Source organism: Streptomyces sp. NPDC104761, from assembly GCF_055583445.1.
In genome coordinates this window covers 534,398-551,968 of record NZ_JBVJNZ010000004.1, presented here as the reverse complement: position 1 = coordinate 551,968, position 17,571 = coordinate 534,398, and the positions used below count along the sequence as shown (strand labels likewise).

16 protein-coding genes and 1 riboswitch are annotated in these 17,571 nt (G+C 73.6%); of the genes, 11 read left to right on the top strand and 5 right to left on the bottom strand.

Features of this window, described 5'->3' with window-relative positions; translation table 11 throughout:
* Nucleotides 1-114: 114 nt before the first annotated feature.
* Complete coding sequence (locus tag ACZ63F_RS15340) at nt 115-495, top strand: antibiotic biosynthesis monooxygenase family protein (protein WP_469711330.1); 381 nt, start codon at nt 115-117, stop codon at nt 493-495.
* Between the two features lie 60 nt (nt 496-555).
* Here the strand turns inward: ACZ63F_RS15340 and ACZ63F_RS15335 are convergent, their stop codons facing one another.
* A complete protein-coding gene (locus ACZ63F_RS15335) occupies nt 556-1,206 on the bottom strand; it encodes a phosphotransferase family protein (protein WP_469711329.1) in 651 nt (216 codons plus the stop codon).
* A gap of 37 nt (nt 1,207-1,243) precedes the next feature.
* Nucleotides 1,244-1,384, top strand: a riboswitch (cobalamin riboswitch).
* A 114-nt stretch (nt 1,385-1,498) separates the two neighbouring features.
* Here ACZ63F_RS15335 and ACZ63F_RS15330 point away from each other — a divergent pair.
* The 6 genes from ACZ63F_RS15330 (at nt 1,499) to ACZ63F_RS15305 (ending at nt 8,118) form a co-directional block, all read left to right on the top strand.
* Nucleotides 1,499-2,734, top strand: a complete 1,236-nt coding sequence (locus tag ACZ63F_RS15330; RefSeq protein WP_469711327.1) for a prenyltransferase/squalene oxidase repeat-containing protein — start codon at nt 1,499-1,501, stop codon at nt 2,732-2,734.
* The gene (locus ACZ63F_RS15325) at nt 2,731-3,381 is read left to right on the top strand and encodes an SCO2322 family protein (RefSeq protein ID WP_469711324.1); all 651 of its coding nucleotides are present in this window, start codon (nt 2,731-2,733) and stop codon (nt 3,379-3,381) included. The genes ACZ63F_RS15330 and ACZ63F_RS15325 overlap by 4 nt, the downstream gene beginning before the upstream one ends.
* 445 nt (nt 3,382-3,826) lie before the next feature.
* A complete protein-coding gene (locus ACZ63F_RS15320) occupies nt 3,827-4,918 on the top strand; it encodes an energy-coupling factor transporter transmembrane component T (RefSeq protein ID WP_469711321.1) in 1,092 nt (363 codons plus the stop codon).
* Complete coding sequence (locus tag ACZ63F_RS15315) at nt 4,915-6,525, top strand: ABC transporter ATP-binding protein (RefSeq protein ID WP_469711318.1); 1,611 nt, start codon at nt 4,915-4,917, stop codon at nt 6,523-6,525. The genes ACZ63F_RS15320 and ACZ63F_RS15315 overlap by 4 nt, the downstream gene beginning before the upstream one ends.
* The gene (locus ACZ63F_RS15310; RefSeq protein WP_351954759.1) at nt 6,522-7,367 is read left to right on the top strand and encodes an ECF transporter S component; all 846 of its coding nucleotides are present in this window, start codon (nt 6,522-6,524) and stop codon (nt 7,365-7,367) included. The genes ACZ63F_RS15315 and ACZ63F_RS15310 overlap by 4 nt, the downstream gene beginning before the upstream one ends.
* A gap of 337 nt (nt 7,368-7,704) precedes the next feature.
* Nucleotides 7,705-8,118, top strand: coding sequence for an aggregation-promoting factor C-terminal-like domain-containing protein (locus ACZ63F_RS15305; protein ID WP_351954760.1), 414 nt, complete (start codon nt 7,705-7,707; stop codon nt 8,116-8,118).
* A gap of 276 nt (nt 8,119-8,394) precedes the next feature.
* Here the strand turns inward: ACZ63F_RS15305 and ACZ63F_RS15300 are convergent, their stop codons facing one another.
* A complete protein-coding gene (locus ACZ63F_RS15300) occupies nt 8,395-9,630 on the bottom strand; it encodes a cytochrome P450 (protein WP_469711315.1) in 1,236 nt (411 codons plus the stop codon).
* A 287-nt stretch (nt 9,631-9,917) separates the two neighbouring features.
* On the opposite strand from ACZ63F_RS15300, the gene ACZ63F_RS15295 reads away from it, so the two are divergent.
* Nucleotides 9,918-11,087, top strand: coding sequence for a steroid 3-ketoacyl-CoA thiolase (locus tag ACZ63F_RS15295; RefSeq protein WP_469711312.1), 1,170 nt, complete (start codon nt 9,918-9,920; stop codon nt 11,085-11,087).
* A gap of 123 nt (nt 11,088-11,210) precedes the next feature.
* On the opposite strand, the gene ACZ63F_RS15290 is transcribed toward ACZ63F_RS15295, so the two are convergent.
* Nucleotides 11,211-13,262: a bifunctional glycosyltransferase 87/phosphatase PAP2 family protein gene (locus tag ACZ63F_RS15290; RefSeq protein WP_469711310.1), complete on the bottom strand. Its 2,052-nt coding sequence runs from the start codon at nt 13,260-13,262 to the stop codon at nt 11,211-11,213.
* A 373-nt stretch (nt 13,263-13,635) separates the two neighbouring features.
* Between ACZ63F_RS15290 and ACZ63F_RS15285 the strand changes: the two genes are divergently transcribed.
* Nucleotides 13,636-15,018: an MFS transporter gene (locus tag ACZ63F_RS15285; protein ID WP_469711307.1), complete on the top strand. Its 1,383-nt coding sequence runs from the start codon at nt 13,636-13,638 to the stop codon at nt 15,016-15,018.
* A 364-nt stretch (nt 15,019-15,382) separates the two neighbouring features.
* A complete protein-coding gene (locus tag ACZ63F_RS15280) occupies nt 15,383-16,054 on the top strand; it encodes an O-methyltransferase (RefSeq protein ID WP_469711305.1) in 672 nt (223 codons plus the stop codon).
* A gap of 28 nt (nt 16,055-16,082) precedes the next feature.
* On the opposite strand, the gene ACZ63F_RS15275 is transcribed toward ACZ63F_RS15280, so the two are convergent.
* Nucleotides 16,083-16,472: a hypothetical protein gene (locus ACZ63F_RS15275; protein ID WP_382732996.1), complete on the bottom strand. Its 390-nt coding sequence runs from the start codon at nt 16,470-16,472 to the stop codon at nt 16,083-16,085.
* 91 nt (nt 16,473-16,563) lie between these two features.
* Between ACZ63F_RS15275 and ACZ63F_RS15270 the strand changes: the two genes are divergently transcribed.
* Nucleotides 16,564-17,007, top strand: coding sequence for a DnaJ family domain-containing protein (locus ACZ63F_RS15270; protein WP_469711303.1), 444 nt, complete (start codon nt 16,564-16,566; stop codon nt 17,005-17,007).
* A gap of 27 nt (nt 17,008-17,034) precedes the next feature.
* On the opposite strand, the gene ACZ63F_RS15265 is transcribed toward ACZ63F_RS15270, so the two are convergent.
* Entirely contained in the window at nt 17,035-17,568 is a 534-nt protein-coding gene (locus ACZ63F_RS15265; protein ID WP_469711300.1) for a hypothetical protein, read from the bottom strand.
* Nucleotides 17,569-17,571: the final 3 nt, after the last annotated feature.

Here is a 17,571-nt window from a genome sequence, read left to right as displayed (position 1 = left end):
CCGCGAGGTGTCGTCGGTCGCTGCGGCACCGTCGTGGCTGGCCGCGCGGTTCCTCCCCCGGCGCCCTTGCCTGGGCGCTGGATCACCGGGCATGTTCCGCTCTACGGTGCGGCCATGAGCGATCACCCCGAAGCGACCGTCGTGCCCGTCCAGGCCTATGAACCCCCGTACTACATGGCCGTCTTCACCACGATCCGGACCCAGGACCAGAGTGGCTACAGCGAGACCAACGCACGCATGGAGGACCTCGTGAAGGACATCCCCGGGTACCTGGGGATGGACCACGCGCAGACCCCCGGCGGGCTGGGCATCACCGTCGGGTACTTCCGTGACGCCGACGCGCTCACCCGGTGGCGGACCGACGCCGAGCACCGCGCGGCGCAGCGGCGCGGGCGGGCCGAGTGGTACGAGAGCTACACCCTGCACGTGGCGAAGGTGGAGCGTAGCCACGGTTTCACGCGGGGGCGGTCCGCGGAGACGGCGCCAGAACGCTAGAGAGCGAGAACGCCAGGAGACGAGAACGCCAGGAGCCCAGAACGCCAGGAGGCGAGAACGCTAGAAGGCGATCGAACGTATCAACTGGCCCGCCGCGTCCAGCACTTCGACTTCCGCTCGGCTCATCGTCGGATTGGCCGCGCGCCGGCGCAGGGCCTCCGTCAGGCCGTCCTCGGTCAGTTCGCCGGGCTCGGCGAGCAGGGCCGTTAGCAGGTCGCGGGCCAACGGGTGTGTACCGAGGGCCGCTTGGGCGAGGATCACCGCGGACATGCCCCAGTCGAGCCCGGGTGGCCCGTCCTCGGCGTTGGTCCAGTCGATGACCCGGGGGCCGTCGGGGGTCAGCATCACGTTGTCCGGATGGAGGTCGAGGTGGAGGACCCGGGCGCCGGGGTCGGCCGGGTCCCGGCCGGGCACGGCGTGCAGCCGCCGCAGCAGCGACGCGAGCAGCGCACCGCCCTCCGCCGGGCCCGTCTCCCCCGCCAGCAGTGCCGTCAGCAGGGTCGGCCCGGACAGCCGCTCCATGACCAGTTCGGTACGGGACCCGGTCGGCCGCACCCGGGGCGCCGGGTACCCCTGCTCCCGTACGTACGCCATCACCGCGCCCTCGGCGGCCGCGTCCCCCCAGCCGTCGCGGTCCCGGCGCAACACCCACGCCTCGTCGATCTCGTACACGTCGGCCGAACGCCCCGCCCCGAGCAGTCTCCCCGTCATGGCCCGACCCTAACGAAACGGTCCCCGCACAGCCCCCTCTCGGCTTCCCCGGGGCGGCCGGTAAAGTAGCCGGGTCGTCATCACCCGTACGGGGGGAAGCCGGTGCAATTCCGGCGCTGACCCGCAACCGTGAGCCACCTGCCGTGGCAAGCCGGACCGCCGCGCCCGGGACGTTGATCGGCTCATGTGCGCCGGCGCCCGTCGTCGCACGGCACCGTCGAGGTTTACGGAGCCGAGCCGCCGGGGTCTCCCCCGCTGCCCGGCTCCCCGCAGGGAGAGGCACCCGCCGACCATGACCGTCCTCCGCCGCACCGCCGGGGCGCTGGCCGCCACCGCCGTCATCGGTGCCGCCATGCCCGCGACGACCGCGCTGGCCGCCGGCACCACGTCCCCGTCGCCGTCCGCGCCGGCGGTGCTCCCGTCGGGGCTGTACGGCGGTTCGGACCCCAAGTTCGACGGCGTCTGGCGCCAGTCCCTCGCCCTGCTGGCCCAGCGTGCGGTGGGGGTGACCCCGGCCGCGAAGGCGGTGGACTGGCTGGCCGGGCAGCAGTGCGCGAACGGCGCGTTCGCCGCCTTCCGCGCGGAGCCGACGGCGGCCTGCGACGCCAAGGTGGCGGTCGACACGAACAGCACGGCCGCCGCCGTACAGGCGCTGAAGGCGGTCGGCGGGCGCGACGCCGCCGCGGCCAAGGCGGTGAGCTGGCTGAAGTCGGTGCAGAACAAGGACGGCGGCTGGGGCTACACCCCCGGCTCGCCCAGTGACACCAACTCCACCGGCGTGGTCGTGGGCGCGCTCGCGGCGGCCGGCGCGAGCGCGGACAGGTCGCCGTACGACCTCCTCGCCAAGTGGTCCCTCCCTTGCGGCCAGGACGGCGGCGGTGCCCTCGCCTACCAGCCGGACCAGCAGGGGAAGCTGGCCGCCAACGCGGACGCGACCGCGGCCGGGGTGCTCGGGGCCCTCGGCAAGGGGTTCGTGACGACGGCCGGCAAGGCCCGGGCGGAGGGTCCCGCGTGCGCCGGCTCCGGCACGACGCGGACGCGGGAGGAGGTGGCCCGCAACGGCGCCGCGTACCTGGCGGACGCCATGTCGAAGAGCGGCCATCTCGTCTCCGCGCTCGCCGGTGCCAAGCCCCAGCCGGACTACGGCAACACCGCCGACGCGGTCGTCGCCCTGGCCGCGCAGGGCTGGACCGGGCAGGCGAAGAAGCCGTACGCCTGGCTGGAGGCGCACGCCGTGCCGTGGGCGGAGCAGAGCGGGCCCGCGGCCTACGCCGAACTGATCCTCGCCGCACACGCGATGGGTGCGGACCCGCGGGACTTCGGCGGCACGAACCTGGTGACGGCGCTGAACGCGACGGGACCGGCCCCGCAAGCCGCTGCCGCGAAGCACGCCGAGGAGAAGAACGCGGCGAAGAACGCGGAGAAGAAGTCGGGAAACAGCGTGTGGTGGATCGTCGGTACCGGGCTCGTCGCAGGTATCGGCATCGGCTTCCTGTTCAGCGGCCGCCGGAAGCAGCAGCAGCTGTGACCGTGACCGGGTACGCGGTCCGCCGGGCGGGGCTGCTGCTCCTGGCCGTGCTGACGCTGTGCGCGACGGCCGCGGGGCCGGCGGCGGCCACGGGCTACCGCTACTGGTCCTTCTGGGAGCGGGACGGCGCGCGCTGGACGTACGCCACGCAGGGCCCCTCGACCGCGCGGCCCGGCGACGGTTCGGTCGAGGGCTTCCGCTTCGCGGTGAGCGAGGACTCCTCGGACGCGTCGCAGCCGCGCGGCACGGCCGGCTTCGGCGCGATCTGCGCGGACACGCCCGCCGTCGGGGGCCGGAAGCGAGTGGCCCTGGTCGTCGACTTCGGCACGGCGGCGGACGCGCCCGCCGGAGAGAAGCCGCCCGCGCGGCGCACCGCCTGCGCGGTGGTCCCCGAGGACGCGACGACGGCGGACGCCCTGGCGACGGTGGCGAAGCCGCTGCGGTACGACGCGAACGCGTTGTTGTGTGCGATCGGGGGGTATCCGGCGCGGGGGTGCGGCGAGAAGGTGACGGCGGGGGCAGGGGCGGGGGCGGCCGGGGGCACGTCGGACGGCGGACCGTCGATCGGCCTGGCGGCCGGCGTGGGGGTGGTCGTCGTGGTGGCCGCGGGTGCCCTCTGGCAGGCACGGCGGCGGAAGAATGCGTGAGCGCCACAGCGCGGGACGGTGGAGGTTGCTCGCGCAGTTCCCCGCGCCCCTGACGGGGCACGCCCCCGACGCAGGCAGTCGCGTCACCGCAGGCCGGTGGGGGTCGCTCGCGCAGTTCCCCGCGCCCCTGACGGGGCACGCCCCCGACGCAGGCAGTCGCGTCACCGCGGGACGGTGGAGGTTGCTCGCGCGGTTCCCCGCGCCCCTGACGGGGCACGCCCCCGCCGCGGGCAGTCGCGTCGCCGCGGGACGGTGGGGGTTGCTCGCGCAGTTCCCCGCGCCCCTGACGGGGCACGCCCCTGCCGCAGGTAGTCGCGTCGCCGCGGGACGGTGGGGGTTGCTCGCGAAGGTCCCCGCGGCCCTGGGGCGATGGGGGTTCCCTCGCTCGAGCGAAGCCGCGGGTGGGGGAGGGTGGGCGCAGGGGGCACCCCGCGAGCGCGGGCGCGTGGCCCCGCCACCGCGCCGGCTCGCACGCGCCCGCGCCCTGCACCCCGGCGCCTGGTGGCTCTGGTCCCTCTCGCTCGGGGTCGCCGCGTCGCGGACGACCAACCCGCTGGTGCTCGGGCTGCTCATCGCCGTCACCGGGTACGTCGTGGCCGCCTGCCGCAGCCGGACCGCGCCCTGGTCCCGCTCCTACGGCGCGTTCGCCAGGCTCGGTCTCGCCGTGCTGGTCGTGCGGCTCGCGTTCACCGTCCTCCTCGGCTCGCCCGTCCCCGGCGCGCACACCCTCGTCACCCTCCCCGACATCCCGCTCCCGCACTGGGCCCAGGGCATCCGCCTCGGCGGGAAGGTCACGGCCGAGGCGCTCGTCTTCGCGCTCTACGACGGGCTCCGGATCGCCACCCTCCTCATCTGCGTCGGTGCCGCGAACGCGCTCGCCAACCCGGCCCGGCTGCTCAAGTCCCTGCCCGGCGCCCTGTACGAGCTGGGCGTGGCCGTCGTCGTCGCGCTCACCTTCGCACCGCACCTGGTCGCCGACGTGCAGCGGCTGCGGGCCGCCCGGCGGCTGCGCGGCCGGCCCGACTCCGGCCTCCGCGGCCTGCTCCAGGTCGCCCTCCCGGTCCTGGAGGGCGCGTTGGAGCGGTCGGTCGCCCTGGCCGCCGCGATGGACGCGCGCGGGTACGGCCGCAGCGCCGACGTCCCGGCCCGGGTCCGCCGTACGACGGCCGCGCTCACCCTCGGCGGCCTGCTCGGCGTCTGCGCGGGGCTGTACGGGCTGCTCACCACCGAGGGCGGCGGCTACGGGCTGCCCCTGCTGCTGGGCGGGGTGGCCGCCGCGCTGGCGGGGCTGCGGCTCGGCGGCCGGCGTTCGCCGCGCACCCGGTACCGGCCGGACCCGTGGGACGCGCGGGCCTGGCTGGTGTCCGGTGCGGGCGCCGCCGTCGCCGCCCTGCTCACCCTGGCGTCCGTCCGCGACCCGGCCGCCCTGCAGCCCGGTGTCGTACCGCTGGTCGCCCCCACGCTTCCGCTGTGGCCCGCGGCCGCCGTGCTGCTCGGTCTGCTGCCCGCCCTCGCCGTGCCGAAGGAGCCGTCGTGATCCGCTTCGAGAACGTCTCCGTGACGTACGAGGGCGCGGCCGGGCCCGCCGTCCAGGGCGTCGACTTCGAGGTACCCGAGGGTGAACTCGTCCTGCTGGTGGGCCCGTCCGGGACCGGGAAGTCGACGGTGCTGAACTCGGTGAGCGGGCTCGTGCCGCACTTCACCGGCGGCACCCTGCGCGGCCGGGTGACGGTGGCCGGCCGGGACACCCGCAGCCACCGTCCGCGTGAACTCGCCGATGTGGTGGGCACGGTGGGGCAGGATCCGCTCGCCCACTTCGTGACCGACACGGTGGAGGACGAACTGGCCTACGGGATGGAGTCGTTGGGGATCGCTCCGGCGGTGATGCGGCGGCGGGTGGAGGAGACGCTGGATCTGCTGGGGCTCGCCGAGCTGCGGGACCGGGCGATCGCCACGCTCTCCGGCGGGCAGCGGCAGCGGGTCGCGATCGGGTCGGTGCTCACCCCGCATCCCGCGGTCCTGGTGCTCGACGAGCCGACCTCCGCGCTCGATCCGGCCGCCGCCGAGGAGGTGCTGGCCGTGCTCCAGCGGCTGGTGCACGACCTGGGCACGACGGTGCTGCTGGCCGAGCACCGGCTGGAGCGGGTCGTGCAGTACGCCGACCGGGTCGTGCTGCTCCCGGGGGACGGGGCCGCGCCGGTGTGCGGGACGCCCGCCGAGGTGATGGCCGTGTCGCCGGTGTGCCCGCCGGTGGTGGAGCTGGGGCGGCTGGCCGGGTGGTCGCCGCTGCCGATGACGGTGCGGGACGCCCGGCGCCGGGCGACGGCGACCGGGCTGCGGGAGCGGCTCGCCGTGCGGGTCCCGGAGCAGCGGCCCGCCACCGGCCCCGCGGCTCCCCTCGCCGAGGTGCGCTCCCTCGGCGTCCGCCGGGGCCGGGTCGACGCGCTGCGGGGCGTCGGTCTCACCGTCGCCGCCGGGGAGACCGTCGCCCTCATGGGGCGCAACGGCGCCGGGAAGTCCACGCTGCTGGGCGCCCTGGTCGGGCTCGTCGAACCGGGCTCCGGCACGGTCCGGGTCGGCGGCGCGGTCCCGCACCGCACGCGCCCGCGCGACCTCGTACGCCTGGTCGGACTGGTCCCGCAGGAACCCCGGGACCTGCTGTACGCCGACACGGTCGGTGCCGAGTGCGCGGCCGCCGACCGGGACGCGGGGGCGGCCGCGGGGACCTGCCGCGGGCTGGTGTCCGAGCTGCTGCCGGGGGTCGCGGACGGCACGCACCCCCGTGACCTCTCCGAGGGGCAGCGGCTCGCCCTCGCGCTGGCCGTGGTCCTCACCGCCCGGCCGCCGCTGCTCCTGCTCGACGAGCCGACCCGGGGCCTGGACTACGCGGCGAAGGCCCGGCTGGTGGGCGTGTTGCGCGGGCTGGCCGCCGACGGGCACGCGATCGTGCTGGCCACGCACGACGTGGAGCTGGCCGCGGAGCTGGCGCACCGGGTGGTGCTGCTCGCGGAGGGCGAGGTCATCGCGGACGGGCCCACCGACGACATCGTCGTCTCCTCGCCGTCCTTCGCGCCGCAGGTGACGAAGATCCTCGCGCCCGAGCGGTGGCTCACCGTGGCCCAGGTCCGCGAGGCCCTGGCGTGACCGGCACGGCCCCTGCCGGGGCGAGGTCCCGCGCAGCCGACCCCGTGCGGCTCGGCCCGCGCTCCCTGGCCGCCCTCCTCCTCGTCAGCGCGGTCGGGGTGGTCGCCGTCGGCTGGCCGTTCCTCGCCCCGCCCTCCTCCAGGATCGCCTCGCACGCCCAGGACGCGCCCTGGCTCTTCGCGGGCCTGCTGGTGCTGCTGGTCGCCGTGCTGGCGGCGACGATCGCCGAGTCGGGGCTGGGTCCGAAGGCGGTGGCGATGCTGGGCGTGCTGGCCGCGACCGGGGCGGCGCTGCGGCCGGTCGGCGCCGGGACCGCCGGGATCGAGCCGATGTTCTTCCTGATGGTGCTGAGCGGGCGGGTGCTCGGGCCGGGCTTCGGGTTCACACTCGGCTCGCTCACCATGTTCGCGTCGGCGCTGCTCACCGGCGGGGTCGGGCCGTGGCTGCCGTTCCAGATGCTGGCGATGGGCTGGTTCACGATGGGGGCCGGGCTGCTGCCGGGCGCGGGGCGGCTGCGCGGCCGCGGCGAGCTGGCGCTGCTGGCCGGGTACGGCTTCCTGGCCGCGTTCGGCTACGGCCTGGTCGTCGACCTGGCGGGCTGGCCGCTGCTGGCCGGCAACGCCTCGAACCTCTCCTTCGACCCGCACGCCGGGCCCGCCGCCAACCTGGCCCGTTTCCTCGCCTACAGCCTGGCCACCGCCATGGGCTGGAACCTGGGCCGGGCCCTGTGCACGGTCGCCCTGACCCTCCTGCTCGGTCCGGCGCTGCTGCGGGCGCTGCGCCGGGCCACCCGGCGGGCCGCGTTCGAGACCGCGGTCACATTCGACGGCCCCGGGACGTGAGGGGCCGTGCGCGCCCGGTGACGGGACCGGTGAAGCGCCCCACATGACGCACGTCACCTACGATCCGGAACAGTAGTCAGATTTTTCCGCTATGCCGGTTTTGCCACCCGCTTGACCTGCGGTTTGAGAGCCACGCCACACAACGGACCAACCCCGCCTATGCGACCACCACTAGTAAAAGGGGTGATTGCGGACGGCTTTCCGGGCTGCTTCTCTGGACGACGTCGCCAGGCGCCACGAGCCCACAGCGGGCCGCGGCGCCGACGCACACGGACGGCCCCCACGGGCGGTTCCGGAGCACACGGCGACCCCCTGTCCCCGACGAACGAGGTTCTCCGTGTCCGTGTCCTTCATCCGCCGCATCGCTTCCCCGAAGAAGGCCCTCACCACCGCCGCCGTGGCCGCTGCCGCCGCCGGCCTGGCCCTGACCGCGGCGCCCGCCCAGGCCGCCACCACGTCGGCCTCCTCCGCCCAGGCGATCGCGCACAAGATGATTCCGGACGCCGCGCAGTTCAACGCCTTCAGCAAGATCGTCTCGCACGAGAGCGGCTGGAACCCCTCCGCCACCAACTCGTCCTCCGGCGCCTACGGCCTGGTCCAGGCCCTGCCCGGCTCGAAGATGGCGTCTGCCGGCTCCGACTGGAAGACCAACCCCGCCACCCAGATCAAGTGGGGTCTGGACTACATGAACTCCCGCTACGGCAGCCCGACCGCCGCCTGGAGCTTCTGGCAGGCCAACGGCTGGTACTGAGCCGGCCGGCCCGCGCGCACCCGCGGTCGATCGCGGCCGAGCCGCGCACCCGCCGCTGATCCCCGGCGCCGCGCGCCCCTGAACCCCGGCACCCTCGCCCCTTCCCCTGGGCGAGGGTGCCGTCGTATGTCCCGGCGCACCGCCGGAGCGGGCGGTGACCGGCGTCTCGGGGGAGGCAGGAACGGGGGCGTAGGGAGGGGGTGCTCCTGCCTCCCTCGGGACGGGCCGGCGGCGCCGGGAGCCGTCGGCCCGGGTCCGAGGGGTGGGAAAGGCGGTCTACGACGTGGTGACCTGGAGGTGTTTCACACCGTTGATCCATGCCGAGCGGAGCCGGTCCGGGTCGCCGACGAGACGCAGGTCCGGCAGCGCGTCGGCGATCGCGTTGAAGATCAGGTCGATCTCCAGGACGGCCAGGGACTTGCCGAGGCAGTAGTGGGGGCCGCCGCCGCCGAAGCCGAGGTGGGGGTTGGGGTCGCGGGTGATGTCGAAGGTGCCGGGGTCGGTGAAGACCTCGGGGTCGTGGTTGGCGGAGGCGTAGAAGACGCCGACCCGGTCGCCCTTGCGGATCAGCTTGCCGCCCAGCTCCGTGTCCTGGGTCGCGGTGCGCTGGAAGGAGTTGACCGGGGTGGCCCAGCGGACGATCTCCTCGGCCGCGGTCGCCGGGCGCTCGCGCTTGTAGAGGTCCCAGGCCTCGGGGTGGGTCAGGAACGCGTGCATGCCGTGGGTGATGGCGTTGCGGGTGGTCTCGTTGCCGGCCACCGCGAGCATCAGCACGAAGAAGCCGAACTCGTCGGAGCCGAGGTTGCCCTCGTCCTCGGCCGCCACCAGGGTGCTCACGATGTCCTTGGCCGGGCACTGCTTGCGGTCGGCCGCCATGTTCATCGCGTAGGCGATCAGCTCGGTGGCGGACTCGGCGCCCACCTCCTCGGTGATCGCGTACTCCGGGTCGTCGTACGAGATCATCTTGTTGGACCAGTCGAAGATCTTGGCCCGGTCGTCCTGCGGGATGCCGATCAGTTCCGCGATCGCCTGCAGGGGGAGCTCACAGGCGACCTCGGTGACGAAGTCGAAGGGGCCGGTGCGGGCGCGGGCCGCCTCGACGATCGCCCCGGCGCGGGTGCGCAGCCGCTCCTCCAGGGCCCGGATGGAGCGGGGTGTGAAGCCGCGCTGGATGATCTGGCGGACCCGGGTGTGCTCGGGCGGGTCCATGTTCAGCAGGATCAGCCGCTGGGCGTCGATCGCGTCCCGCTGCATGTGCTCGCCGAAGCGGATGATCGCCGTGTTGAGCCAGGAGGAGAACAGCTCGGGGTGCGTGGAGACGTACTTGACGTCCGCGTGCCGGGTGACGGCCCAGTAGCCGTCGTCCGCGAACCCGGCGAGGCCGTGCGGCTGTTCGATCCAGCGGACCGGTTCGGCCTGGCGCAGCGCCGCGAACTCCGGCAGCGGCACCCGGTGATGGAGCAGATCGGGGTCGGTGAGGTCGAACCCGTCGGGCAGCGCGGGACAGGGCATGGCGACTCACTCCCACCGTGTACGGACCTGGACGTGTCGGCGTTCCGGCGGTCCTTCCGACAGTCGTTCTGACGGGCCATCAGAAACGCCGGTTGCCGTGAAGGTAATAACGGGTTCTACAAGTCGCAAGGGGCACGGTCACCCCAATTGCATGCACCCCTCTTGCGGTTGTGGACGACCTGTCAGCAAACTGCACGCAGAACTAGTACGCGTTCTAGTTCTGCGTGGCGGGCCGGGCCGGGACGCCCCTGCGCCGCGCGGGTGACCGAGGAGAGGACCGAGCCCCCATGGCCGCGGAACCCGTGATCGTCGAAGCCGTACGCACCCCCATCGGCAAGCGCGGCGGCGCGCTCGCCAACCTGCATCCCGCCTACCTCCTGGGCGAGACCTACCGTGAACTCCTCGGCCGCACCGGCATCCCCGCCGACGCCGTCGAGCAGATCGTCGGCGGCACGGTGACCCACGCCGGCGAGCAGTCCATGAACCCCGCGCGTACCGCCTGGCTGACCATGGGGCTGCCGTACGAGACCGCGGCCACCACGGTCGACTGCCAGTGCGGCTCCTCGCAGCAGGCCTCGCACCTGACCGCCAACATGATCGCCGCCGGGGTCATCGACGTCGGGATCAGCTGCGGGGTCGAGGCGATGTCCCGGGTGCCGCTCGGCTCGGGCTCCAAGCACGGGCCGGGCAAGCCGTTCCCCGACGAGTGGAACGTGGACCTGCCCAACCAGTTCGAGGCCGCCGAGCGCATCGCCCGCCGCCGGGGTCTGACCAGGGAGGACGTCGACGCGCTCGGCCTGCTCTCGCAGGAGCGGGCGGCGCACGCCTGGGCCGAGGAACGCTTCAAGCGCGAGACCTTCGCCGTCCAGGTGCCGACGACGGAGGAGGAGCAGCACGCCGGGCAGGGCATGTGGCGCCTCGTCGACAAGGACGAGGGGCTGCGGGACACCTCGGCGGAGGCGCTGGCGGGCCTGAAGCCGGTGATGCCGACGGCCGTGCACACGGCGGGCAACTCCTCCCAGATCTCGGACGGCGCCGCCGCGGTCATGTGGGCGTCGAAGCGGATGGCCCGCGCCCTCAAGCTCCGCCCGCGGGCGAGGATCGTCGCCCAGGCCCTGGTCGGCGCCGACCCGCACTTCCACCTCGACGGCCCCGTCGACGCGACCCGCGCGGTGCTCGGCAAGGCCGGCATGAGCCTCAGGGACATCGACCTCGTCGAGATCAACGAGGCGTTCGCGTCGGTGGTGCTCAGCTGGGCCCGCGTCTTCGAGCAGGACCTGGACAAGGTCAACGTCAACGGCGGCGCGATCGCCCTCGGCCACCCCGTGGGCGCCACCGGCGCCCGCCTCATCACCACCGCCCTGCACGAACTGGAGCGCACGGACAAGGAGTTCGCCCTCATCACCATGTGCGCAGGGGGCGCCCTGGCGACCGGGACGATCATCCAGCGGCTCTGAGAAACGCCCCGCACGTCAACGCCCCGAGGGCCAGCACCTCAAAGGGGCGCGGGGAACTGCGCGACCAGCCCCCACGGCGCCGCAGCCGAACGACGACGCATCGCACCCCTTACACCTGGGCGTTCACCCGGGAGCCGCTGCCGTCACCGGCTCCCGGGGCTCCCAGTCCTCCCTGTCGGCCCCCGCCGCCCGCAGGGCCCTCGCCCGAGGCCCCTGCAGCAGATACCCCACCCCGAAGCCCGCCCCGACCACCGCCGCCCCGCCCACCGCGTCCAGCACCCAGTGGTTGCCGGTGCCGATGATCGCCGTGACCGTGAGGAGCGGGTGGACCAGGCCGAAGGCCTTGAGCCACCACGTCGGGGCGACGACGGCGATGACGATCCCGCACCACAGCGCCCAGCCGAAGTGCAGCGAGGGCATCGCCGCGTACTGGTTGGTCAGCTGGGTGAGGGTGCCGTAGTCCGGCTTGGCGAAGTCTTGCGGGCCGTGCACGGTGTCGATGATGCCGAGGCCCGGCATCAGGCGGGGCGGGGCCAGCGGGTAGAGCCAGAAGCCGATCAGGGCGAACGCGGTGGCGAAGCCGAGGGCGGTACGGGCCCACCGGTAGTCGACCGGCCGGCGGACGTAGAGGACGGCGAGGACGGTCAGCGGGACCACGAAGTGGAAGGACTCGTAGTAGAAGCCGAGGAAGCTCCGCAGCCAGCCGATGCCGTACACCGTGTGGTTGGCCCAGTGCTCGATGTCGACGTGCAGGAACCGCTCGACGTCGTGGATCTGGTGCCCGTGGCGCTCGGCGCGGGCCCGCCCGGAGGTGCCCTTCCCGTCGCCCGCGGCGGCGAGCCGTATCTGCTGGTAGACGAAGTAGACCAGCCGCATCGCGACCAGTTCGAGGAAGAGGTTGGGGCGGGACAGCACCCGGCGCAGCGAGGGGGCCGGCGGGATCCGCCGGAAGCGGGCCGGGACCGGCTCGGCGTAGTCCGTCGGGACCGGGCGGGCGAACTCCGGGGCGGTGCGGGAAAGGAAGGGGACGACCGTGGCCGCGGCCAGGGCGGCGAGCAGGACCGTGTTGTCGCGCACGGGCACGAAGAGCGCCTGGTTCGGCAGCAGCGCCTTGGCGGGCAGCGTCATCACGAGGACGACCACGACCGGCCACACGGGCCGGTCGGCGGTGCGCCGCCCGGCCCGGCCGGCCACCGCGAGCAGCACCCACAGCAGCTGGTGCTGCCAGGCCGTCGGCGACACCGCGATCACCGCGCAGCCCGTGATCGCGACCGCGAGCAGCAGCTGCCCGTCCCTGGCGTAGCGCACCGCGCGGCGCAGCGCGACGACGGCCACGGCCGCGCCGAGCGCCAGGAACAGCATGATCTCCAGCGGGCCGGTCAGCCCGAACCGCAGCAGGGCACCGTGCAGCGACTGGTTGGCGAGCGCGTCGGCCTGACCGCCGAGGCCGGCGCCGGCGATGTGGTGGACCCAGTAGGTGTACGAGTCGTGCGGCAGCGCCGCCCAGGCCAGCGCCGTGCAGACGGCGAAGGTCGCGCCGGTGGCGACGGCGGCCCGGCGGCGGCCGGTGAACCACAGCAGCGGGGCGAAGAGCAGCAGGGCCGGCTGGAGGGCGGCGGCCAGCCCGATGCACACTCCGCTGTCGCGCTGCCCGCGGGCGGTGAAGCAGCCGAGGAGCACCAGCAGGACCGGGATGATGCTGGTCTGGCCGAGCCAGAGCGTGTTGCGGACGGGCAGCGAGAGCATCAGCAGGCTGATCGCGACCGGTGCGGCCAGCAGCGAGGTGCGGCGGCCGACCGGCTGGGGCAGCGCGCGGGCGGCGACCAGGCCGAGGGCGACCACGAGGAGCAGGGTGCCGAAGGTCCAGCCCCAGCCGAGAGCCTGTTCGGCGGCTCTGGTGAGCGGCTTGAGCACCAGCCCGCCGAAGGGGGTGCCGGTGAACTGCGTGGAGTCGTACAGGGAACCCTTGACGTGCAGCACGCCCTCGGGGCCGACCCAGGTCTCCAGGTCTGTCAGCCGTTCCCCGCTCGGGGTGCCGAGGACGACGGCCAGCTGCCGTACGACGAGGATCGCGGCCACCGCCCACAGGCCGAGCCGGGCCATTCTGAACCGCGCTCCGGCTTCCGCCCCTCCGAACGCCTCTCCCGCTCGCCCGCTGTGCTCCACGTTCGCCACGCCTCGCCGGCCTCCCGCCGCGTCCCGCACGTCGTCTGAGAACCCTACGAGGCTCCCACCACCTCTGTGCACAGACGCAGGCAACCCCCTCTTCACCTGACATCCGACCGCCTTTTGACCGGAAGACGACGAAGTCGACAGGGCACGGGCGGCGTGGTTGCACCCCCGGAGCGCGAGAAGGATCACAGTGCCCGGCCTGCATACGGCCGCGCGAGCGGGCAGATGTCCCTGCGTACAGCACGTTTAGCTGCACTGTGCACGTAAGTGCGTACGCGACGTAACGCCCCCAAGTGCTCCTATCGTCGCTTTTCGTCCCGTCCACCGCCGTACGGGCCGCGCCCCTGTCCCCCACGAAAGGTAGGCGAGCCCCGTTTTGGCGACCGCCACAGCAGTCACCCCGTCCGCGCAGGTTCCCGGCCCCCGTACGGCCACCGCCCCCGCGCCGACCGTCACCGACCCCGCGCTGGTGAAGCGCGCCGTGAAGGCGGCCGCGCTCGGCAACGCCATGGAGTGGTTCGACTTCGGCGTCTACAGCTACATCGCGGTGACGCTGGGCAAGGTCTTCTTCCCGTCCGGCAACCCGACCGCCCAGTTGCTGTCCACGTTCGGCGCCTTCGCCGCCGCCTTCCTGGTCCGCCCGCTCGGCGGCATGGTCTTCGGCCCGCTCGGCGACCGCGTGGGCCGCCAGAAGGTCCTCGCCGTCACCATGATCATGATGGCGGCCGGTACCTTCGCGATCGGCCTGATCCCGTCCTACGCGTCGATCGGCGTCGGCGCCCCGCTGCTGCTCCTCGCCGCCCGCCTGGTCCAGGGCTTCTCCACCGGCGGCGAGTACGCGGGCGCGTCCACGTTCATCGCCGAGTACGCGCCGGACAAGAAGCGCGGCTTCTTCGGCAGCTGGCTGGAGTTCGGCACGCTGGCGGGCTACATCGGCGGCGCCGGCCTGGTGACCCTGATGACGGCCCTGCTGTCCGCGGACGACCTGACCTCCTGGGGCTGGCGCATCCCCTTCCTGATCGCGGGCCCGATGGGCATCATCGGCCTCTACCTGCGGATGCGCCTGGAGGAGACCCCGGCGTTCGCGGCGGAGGTCGAGAAGGCGGAGTCGGCCCGGCCGAAGGTACCGCTCCGCGAGATGATCACCGGCCAGTGGCCCGCCCTGCTCCTGTGCATGGCCCTGGTCCTGGTCTTCAACGTCACCGACTACATGCTCCTGTCGTACATGCCCAGCTACCTCACCAGTGAGCTGAAGTACGACGAGACGCACGGCCTGCTGGTCGTCCTCGGCGTGATGGCGCTGATGATGGTCGTCCAGCCGTTCGCCGGCGCCCTCACCGACCGTGTCGGCCGCCGCCCGGTGATCGCGGCGGGCTGTGCGGGCTTCCTGTTCCTCTCCGTCCCCGCCCTCCTCCTGATCCGCCAGGGCAGCCTGCTCGCGGTCGGCCTCGGCATGGGCGCCCTCGGCCTCCTCCTGGTCTGCTTCACGGCAGCGATGCCGGCCGCCCTGCCGGCCCTGTTCCCCACCCGGGTCCGCTACGGCTCCCTGTCCATCGGCTTCAACATCTCGGTCTCCCTCTTCGGCGGCACGACCCCACTCGCGGTGACGGCCCTGATCGGAGCGACGGGAAACCTGATGATGCCCGCGTACTACATGATGGCCGCGGCGGTGGTGGGCGGCTTCGCCGCCTGGCGCATGACAGAAACAGCAGGCAAGCCCCTCCCGGGCTCGGCACCCTCCGTGGAAGCCCCCCGCTAGCAGCGCCCCCGAAGAAAGCGCCCCGAAGGGGCGCGGGGAACTGCGCGACAGGCACCCCACCGCCCCGCACCCGACGGATCAAGCGCAGTTCCCCACCCCCCAGGGGCGCGGGGAACTGCGCACACCCCCCACTCACCTGCACCCTTCGAACAACCCGCCTCGTCGGCCCGTACCGTCGGTAGACAGACGGCGGCCCGCCGCCGCACTGCTGACAGCCGCCTCACGGCCGCCTCATGGCCGCCTCCCTGACGGCCGTACGACACTCCCGCCGCCCGCCGCTGGCGCCGCCCCGTCGCCGCCCCAGTAGTGCTATCCAGGTAGCTGCACTGGACGGCGATCTGCATAGGCGAAAGGCTACGGACGCATGAGCGGCTCTCAGCTCTGGGACGACGTCGACTTCTACTTCACCAGCCACCTGTCACCGGACGACGAGTCGTTGCAGGCGGCCCTGCGGGAGAGCGAGGCGAACGAGCTTCCGCACGTCAACGTCACCGCCAACCAGGGCAAACTGCTCCAGCTCCTGGCCCAGATCCAGGACGCCCGGAACATCCTGGAGATCGGCACCCTCGGCGGCTACAGCACCATCTGGCTGGCCCGTGCCCTGCCCGCCGACGGCAGGCTGATCTCGCTGGAGTACAGCGCCCACCACGCCGAGATCGCGGTCCGCAACATCGCCCGCGCGGGCCTGGAGAAGGTGGTCGAGGTGCGGGTCGGGCCCGCCCTGGAGTCGCTGCCCAAGCTCGCCGACGAGAACCCCGCCCCCTTCGACCTGGTCTTCATCGACGCCGACAAGGCGAACAACCCGCACTACGTGGAGTGGGCGCTCCGGCTCACCCGCACCGGCAGCCTGATCGTCGTCGACAACGTGGTGCGCGGCGGCCGGGTCGTCGACGCCGAGAGCGACGAGCCGGACGTGGTCGGCACCCGCGCCGCGATCGAGCTGATCGCGGCGCACCCGAGGCTGACCGGCACGGCGATCCAGACGGTCGGCAGCAAGGGCTACGACGGCTTCGCGCTGGCGCGGGTCCTCGACTGAGCCGACCGGGCCGCCCGCGAACCGCCGCTCAACCCTCCTGGTAGAACCCCACGTTGACGCTGCGCGGGGCGGTGCGGTCCCGGATGACGATCTCGCCGGAGCCGCCCCGGGGCAGCGCGACCGTGCCGCCGTAAGCGATGGCCTGGGCGTACTCGCCGACGGTCAGCAGCACCTCGGAGGAGGGTTCGGCCTGGGAGCCGCGCAGCCAGGTGACCTGCCAGCCGCCCTCGGGCCCGCACAGGAACTCCAGGTGCACCCGGGAGACGAACAGCCAGTCGTCGGGCGTCGTCAGCCGGCAGGTGGCGGCGTCGCGGCCCACCCGCAGCACGGCACCGGGGTCGCTGGGCGCGTCGGCCATGAGCATTCCGGCCGTCTCGCCCGCTTCTCCGGACACGGAGGCCATGGTGAGTTCGAGCACGTGCGTTCCCCCTGCGCGGTTCCTGAATCCTGCGTGGATCTCCGGCGCATGATAAAACGCCCGGCCGGGCCGCGTCCGGCACAATGGAGTCATGACCGAGCGAAAGCCACCCGGGGTGCCGTTCGAGTCCTGGGTCGACAAACAGATCCAAGACGCCCAGCGGCGCGGTGAGTTCGACCGGCTGCCGGGCGCGGGCGAGCCGCTGCCCGCCGCCTTGGAGACGTCGTACGACGAACTGTGGTGGATCAAGCGGAAGATGGCCCGGGAGGGCCTGGCCGTGCTGCCCCCGACGCTCGCCCTGCGCAAGGAGGCCGAGGACGCGCTGGCGGCCGCCTACGCGGCACCTTCGGAGCGGATCGTCCGCAAGATCATCACGGAAGTCAACGTCAAGATCCGCGACATGATGTTCAAGCCGCCGCCCGGGCCCCCGCTGGGCAAGAAGCCGTACGACGTCGAGGACGTCGTACGCGAGTGGCGGGAGCGCCGGACGGCGGCCGGGGCGGAACGGGACCCGGAGCCGGACCCGCACGGGTGACGCGGGGGCGCGGGCGGCTCGGGTGACTCACATGTGCAGCAGCCGGTCCGCCAGTTCGCGGTACTCGCGCAGGGCCAGCCGGAGCTGCTCGGTGTCGGCGCTGCCGGGGCGGTTCGCGTCGGCGGACTGCCAGCTGCCGCGCAGGGTGCGGCGGCGCCGGTCGACGGCGTCGGTGAAGCGGGCGCTGATCTCCTCGACGGCCCGGTCGGCCTCCTCGACGGCCGTCCGCGGCTCGTCCACGAAACCGGTGACCGCGTGCTGGAGCCTGCGCTCCAGCTGGCCGCACTCCTCGCGGGGCATCAGCTGCTCGCCGCCGCGGCCCGCGTCCGTCTCGTGCCCCGGGCCGTCACCGGCCACCAGCACCGCCGGCCCGGCGTCGTCCCGGTCGTCCCTGGCCGCCCTGCGTTCGGGTTCCTCCTGTCCCGGGGTGACACCGCTGACGGCGGCGTCGCCCCAGTCGGTCGTCCCCTCCTCACGTCCCGGGGGCATCGCGGTACCGCCGGGATACACGTCACCGCCGACGGGGCGGCGGCCCGATGATCCGGTGCTGGCGTCGGTCATGTC

Excerpts from the sequence above, each read along its gene's own strand:
- ACZ63F_RS15340 (WP_469711330.1), top strand. The coding sequence starts at position 115 with ATGAGCGATCACCCCGAAGCGACCGTCGTGCCCGTCCAGGCCTATGAA.
- ACZ63F_RS15265 (WP_469711300.1), bottom strand. The coding sequence starts at position 17,568 with ATGACCGACGCCAGCACCGGATCATCGGGCCGCCGCCCCGTCGGCGGT.
- ACZ63F_RS15335 (WP_469711329.1), bottom strand. The coding sequence starts at position 1,206 with ATGACGGGGAGACTGCTCGGGGCGGGGCGTTCGGCCGACGTGTACGAG.
- ACZ63F_RS15270 (WP_469711303.1), top strand. The coding sequence starts at position 16,564 with ATGACCGAGCGAAAGCCACCCGGGGTGCCGTTCGAGTCCTGGGTCGAC.
- ACZ63F_RS15330 (WP_469711327.1), top strand. The coding sequence starts at position 1,499 with ATGACCGTCCTCCGCCGCACCGCCGGGGCGCTGGCCGCCACCGCCGTC.
- ACZ63F_RS15295 (WP_469711312.1), top strand. The coding sequence starts at position 9,918 with ATGGCCGCGGAACCCGTGATCGTCGAAGCCGTACGCACCCCCATCGGC.
- ACZ63F_RS15300 (WP_469711315.1), bottom strand. The coding sequence starts at position 9,630 with ATGCCCTGTCCCGCGCTGCCCGACGGGTTCGACCTCACCGACCCCGAT.
- ACZ63F_RS15280 (WP_469711305.1), top strand. The coding sequence starts at position 15,383 with ATGAGCGGCTCTCAGCTCTGGGACGACGTCGACTTCTACTTCACCAGC.